Annotated in this window: 5 protein-coding genes; 3 read left to right on the forward strand and 2 right to left on the reverse strand. The window is 42.4% G+C overall.

Annotated elements, in window-relative coordinates; translation table 11 throughout:
* Both ACYVTD_RS10625 and ACYVTD_RS10630 read right to left on the reverse strand, forming a co-directional pair.
* Positions 1-457, reverse strand: a 457-nt coding sequence (locus ACYVTD_RS10625; RefSeq protein ID WP_461247750.1) for a P-type ATPase, incomplete at its 3' end; no start/stop codon positions are given.
* Positions 458-914: 457 nt separating this feature from the next.
* On the reverse strand, positions 915-1,622 hold the full coding sequence (locus tag ACYVTD_RS10630; RefSeq protein ID WP_461247751.1) for a ClpP family protease: 708 nt from the start codon (positions 1,620-1,622) through the stop codon (positions 915-917).
* Between the two features lie 96 nt (positions 1,623-1,718).
* Here ACYVTD_RS10630 and gap point away from each other — a divergent pair, with 96 nt between their 5' ends.
* The 3 genes from gap to ACYVTD_RS10645 all read left to right on the forward strand — a co-directional run.
* Complete coding sequence (gene gap, locus ACYVTD_RS10635; RefSeq protein WP_461247752.1) at positions 1,719-2,714, forward strand: type I glyceraldehyde-3-phosphate dehydrogenase; 996 nt, start codon at positions 1,719-1,721, stop codon at positions 2,712-2,714.
* Positions 2,715-2,794: 80 nt separating this feature from the next.
* Positions 2,795-3,037, forward strand: a complete 243-nt coding sequence (locus tag ACYVTD_RS10640; protein WP_461247753.1) for a hypothetical protein — start codon at positions 2,795-2,797, stop codon at positions 3,035-3,037.
* 44 nt (positions 3,038-3,081) lie between these two features.
* Positions 3,082-3,538: P-type ATPase (locus ACYVTD_RS10645; RefSeq protein WP_461247750.1), on the forward strand; the 457-nt coding region annotated here is incomplete at its 3' end.

Here is a 3,538-nt window from a genome sequence, read left to right on the forward strand (position 1 = left end):
TCTCGCCCGTCAAAGCCGATTCTTCGATTTTTAAGTTTGCAGATTCCATCAAAAGCAAGTCGGCAGGGATTTGCCTACCAGCCTCTAAGATCACTATATCTCCTACGACAACATCACTGGCTGGAATCTCTTTTATTTCGCCATCTCGTTTGACTAACGCGAGCGGGGCGGACATCTTCTTCAAAGCAGCTAGGGCTGCCTGCGCCTTTCCCTCTTGGATGACCCCTATAATCGCATTGAGCAGGATAACCGCCAGTATAACGAAGGCGTCGCCAACGGAATGCTCCCAAATAGAAACCGCCATCGCGATCAATAATATGTATATCATCGGCTCGTTTAGCTGAGCTAAAAACATCTGCACATACGTCTTCGGCTTTTTCTCCCGCAACTCGTTCCTGCCATTCGCCGTCAAAAGTTCTTGCGCACGTTTTTCTGTTAGTCCTTTAGTATTCGCCAACGCTTTCTCCTAGTCGTTTTATATGAGTAAATTATACCAAAAAGTTAGGCAAAATGCAAGCTTTCGCAAAATGTTATATAATACAACAAAGATCCGTTCAAATCACCAAAAAACAACACAAACTCGTTTTGTAACATTTTTGTAAAAAAGTATTGACAAAAATTTACATATGTAGTATAATATAGGGGCAAAGTAGCTGTTTGCTGAGGAAACGACGCTTATAGCTATGGGGGAGCAAAAATGAATAGAAAACTTATAAAGGCGGTGGAGCCTTTGGTTTTCTAAACAACAATAGAGTGTACTGTATTTCGGGGGACTTGCAGTACACTCTTTTTTTGTCTTGGTTTGCGAGCGTGCCGAGCATAGCGAGAGCATGCGACACATAGCCAAGACAGTTCTTTGGAGGAGCGTTTGTCGATGCTCTAAATAGATGAAAAAACGCGAATGACAAAGAATTCTAAATTCCCTCTATCAGCTCATATAGCTTTGCAAATGCATCGGAAATCGCTCCGACATCATCTATTATCCCGAGCCGAACAGCCTCTTCGCCGAAAAGAATCGTGCCTATATCATTTGAGATTTGTCCTGTCGCGGACGTTAACCTCTTTAGCTTTGGTATCGTTATTTTTGCATTGCGTTCAATAAAACTAAGCACCTGCTGCTGCACTTTTTCGAAATATTCATATGTTTGGCTCGCACCAATTATCGTCCCCGACATTCGTATAGGGTGCAATGTCATCGTTGCTGTCTTGGCTATATAACTATGATTCGCAGAGACCGCCAAAGGCACGCCAATCGAATGCCCTCCCCCTATGACAATCGAAACAGTCGGCTTTGAAAGCCCCGCAATCATCTCAGCAATCGCAAGCCCCGCCTCAACATCCCCGCCGACAGTGTTTAATATAATCAAAAGCCCTTCTATCTCGGTATCCTGCTCGACAATCGTGAGTTGCGGAATGACATGTTCGTATTTAGTCGTTTTAGTTTGGCTCGATAAGGAGGCGTGCCCCTCAATCTGCCCGATAATGTTTAGGACATGCACCCTGTGTTTGGCTTTTTCTGGCGACGAAATAATTCCGTCGTCCTTAGCATTATCCACAGTTTCGCATGTCTCGCATGTTTCTTCTGCCGACTCTTCTTCCGGCTCGTTTTTAAAATCTTTCATAACTATATTATACCCAAAAAAATCCTATTCACTCTTGACATACGAATTATTTAATAATATAATGTAGATAATAAAAGTAAACAAAGGAGCGGAAATATGAAATTAGCTATTAACGGTTTTGGAAGAATTGGCAGATTAGTGCTTCGCGCAGCAATCGAACAAGGCAAGGAAGTCGCGGCGATTAATGACCCGTTTATCTCGCCAGATTATATGGAATATATGATTAAGTACGACACTGTCCATGGGCGTTTTGATGCAATCATAACAACAACGGAAAACGGCATCACAATCAACGGCAAAGAAATCAAAGTTTATAACGAGCTAGATGCTAAAAATATTCCTTGGGGCGCAAATGATATAGATATCGTTATCGAAGCTTCCGGCGTATACACGACCACAGAAAAGGCAAACGCTCACTTAGAGGCTGGCGCGAAAATGGTTCTTATCACGGCTCCATCAAAAGATGCGCCTATGTTTGTTATGGGGGTTAACAACGAAACTTACGACCCATCAATGAAAATTATCTCAAACGCGAGCTGCACGACAAACTGTCTAGCACCGCTTGCTAAAGTTGTTCATGATAATTTTGGAATTTTAGAAGGCTTGATGACGACTGTCCATGCAACAACGGCGACACAAAAAACCGTTGACGGACCATCGAAAAAAGATTGGCGCGGTGGCAGAGGTGCGGCGTTCAACATTATTCCTTCTTCAACCGGCGCGGCTAAGGCTGTTGGAAAAGTTATACCTGACCTAAACGGAAAACTAACGGGCATGGCATTCCGCGTTCCAACTGCAGATGTTTCTGTTGTTGATTTAACCGTTAGATTAGAAAAACCAACCGATTACGACACTATCAAAGCAACAATCAAAAAAGCAAGCGAAAACGAACTAAAAGGTATCCTAGCATACACCGAAGAAGCAGTCGTTTCAAGCGATTTCATCCACGATCCGCACACATCGATCTTCGATGCAGGCGCGGGGATCCAATTGTCAGACACATTTGTGAAACTTGTTTCATGGTATGATAATGAATGGGGTTATTCTTGCAAAGTTCTTGATTTAGCTGATTACGTTTGGAATAAACAATAAAACAAAAGCGGGCTGATGCCTGCTTTTTTAATGCATAAAAATATAAGAAAATGCAAACAATATGCCAAAAGGAGAAAATTATGAACAACAGAAAAAAGACTTGGCTGATTGTTTTGTTAACATTTATTTTTATCGCCGCGATTGTTTGGTTTGTCGCAATGGCTAACAAAGACAAAGACCTGCCAAGAGCAACTACATATGTAAATTTTTGTCAATACTTTTTTACAAAAATGTTACAAAACGAGTTTGTGTTGTTTTTTGGTGATTTGAACGGATCTTTGTTGTATTATATAACATTTTGCGAAAGCTTGCATTTTGCCTAACTTTTTGGTATAATTTACTCATATAAAACGACTAGGAGAAAGCGTTGGCGAATACTAAAGGACTAACAGAAAAACGTGCGCAAGAACTTTTGACGGCGAATGGCAGGAACGAGTTGCGGGAGAAAAAGCCGAAGACGTATGTGCAGATGTTTTTAGCTCAGCTAAACGAGCCGATGATATACATATTATTGATCGCGATGGCGGTTTCTATTTGGGAGCATTCCGTTGGCGACGCCTTCGTTATACTGGCGGTTATCCTGCTCAATGCGATTATAGGGGTCATCCAAGAGGGAAAGGCGCAGGCAGCCCTAGCTGCTTTGAAGAAGATGTCCGCCCCGCTCGCGTTAGTCAAACGAGATGGCGAAATAAAAGAGATTCCAGCCAGTGATGTTGTCGTAGGAGATATAGTGATCTTAGAGGCTGGTAGGCAAATCCCTGCCGACTTGCTTTTGATGGAATCTGCAAACTTAAAAATCGAAGAATCGGCTTTGACGGGCGAGA

Source organism: Treponema sp. R6D11, assembly GCF_054786075.1.

Coding starts and splice junctions, on each gene's coding strand:
- ACYVTD_RS10640 (WP_461247753.1), top strand. CDS start 2,795: ATGAACAACAGAAAAAAGACTTGGCTGATTGTTTTGTTAACATTTATT.
- ACYVTD_RS10630 (WP_461247751.1), bottom strand. CDS start 1,622: ATGAAAGATTTTAAAAACGAGCCGGAAGAAGAGTCGGCAGAAGAAACA.
- gap (WP_461247752.1), top strand. CDS start 1,719: ATGAAATTAGCTATTAACGGTTTTGGAAGAATTGGCAGATTAGTGCTT.